1 pseudogene is annotated in these 1,466 nt (G+C 58.1%); it reads right to left on the bottom strand.

Annotated features, from left to right (window positions below):
* A pseudogene (locus tag ABZT03_RS44475) lies at positions 1 to 1,377 on the bottom strand (hypothetical protein); the annotation flags it as partial.
* Positions 1,378 to 1,466: the final 89 nt, after the last annotated feature.

The following is a 1,466-nucleotide window of genomic DNA, read 5'->3' as shown; positions in this document are numbered from 1 at the left end:
CCTCCGCCCCCGTGCACGCCGCCCTGTATTCTGATGCGGCGGCAGCTCGGCATACGAAGACGGTCCGGGGTGTGGAGGCGGCCCGGCACCTAGATAACCTTGATCACTGGAAAGGTATTGCTGCGGCACCAGATTCGTCGGATAATCGCCCATCCCGCCGGAAGGCCCATAGAACTGAGCAGCCGGCTCCGGCATAGCAGAAGAATTCCAGGTGGACGAAGACGGTCCGGCGGGTGGAGGCGGCCCGGCACCTAGATGCCCTTGATCACTGGAAAGGTATTGCTGCGGCACCGGATTCATATAATCGCCCGTCCCGCCGGAAGGCTCATAGAACTGAGCAGCCGGCTCCGGCATAGCAGAAGAATTCCAGGTGGGCGGGTTGACAGAATACCAAGACGGTCCGGCATGTGGAGGCGGATCTGCGGAAGCAGTGAGTGAAATCCCTTCCATTCCCTGAGTCAATCCAGTGAACTGGCTGCTGTCTCTCTGCGCCGGATAACCCTGTGAGTCATGGGCAATGTAGGAAGTCGACGAATTCTGCGGCTGCTCACCGTGAAGCCCCCCGGTGCCGGCATCCGCGACGGCTACGGTCTTCCATCCGCCCTCCACCTCTACAGGGGAAAGGCCACTGAGTTTGAACTCCTCGATCAGCTCCGGCGCATACGCTCTTTTACGCCCGGAGATTCGCTGAGCCTTCAGGAAATTACCGAGGGGAACGTTGGTGACGATACCATTGATGTTCACCTCGACCCCTTCACCCCGCTTGGGCAACGGCAGGCCGCGCTCTTTCTGGGCTTTCAGCGCGGCCGCGTAATGGGAGTCCTTCCATGGGATAATAGTGGTCTTCGGGTCCCGTGGCACCGCCCATTTGCCGTCTTTTTGAATGGGTGTGATGTGATAGAGTCTAAACGCTTCAATCAGCTCCGGCGCATACTCTTTCTCACGCCCCTCATTTCGCTGTGTTTTCAGGAAATTACCGAGGGGAACATCGACGCTGATACCATTGATGTTCACCTCGACCCCTTCATCCCGCTTGGGCAACGGCAGGCCGCGCTTTTTCTGGGCTTCCAGTGCGGCCGCGTAATGGGAGTCTTTCCATGGGATATGAGTGGTCTTCGGGTCCCGTGGCACCGCCCATTTGCCGCCTATTTGAATGGGCGTGATATGATAGAGTCTAAACGCTTTAATCAGTTCCGGCGCATACTCTCTCTCACGCCCCTCATTTCGCTGTGTGTTCAGGAAATTACCGAGGGGAACTTTGGTGACGATACCATTGATGTTCACCTCGACCCCTTCATCCCGCTTGGGCAACGGCCGGCCGCGCTTTTTCTGGGCTTCCAGTGCGGCCGCGTATTGGGCGTCAGAATATGTTGGCACAGCTCATCTCCTCCAGTCCGGACCAGAATATCTTGATGGTCCCGAGCCCTCCATGGTTCGCCCCGCGCGAGGCTTCTTGCCTTCTTCAT

Origin of the sequence: Streptomyces sp. NPDC005574, from assembly GCF_040605435.1 — a bacterium.
Classification (GTDB): domain Bacteria; phylum Actinomycetota; class Actinomycetes; order Streptomycetales; family Streptomycetaceae; genus Streptomyces.
The sequence above is the reverse complement of the archived record's forward strand: the minus strand, read 5'-3'. Positions and strand labels throughout refer to the sequence as shown.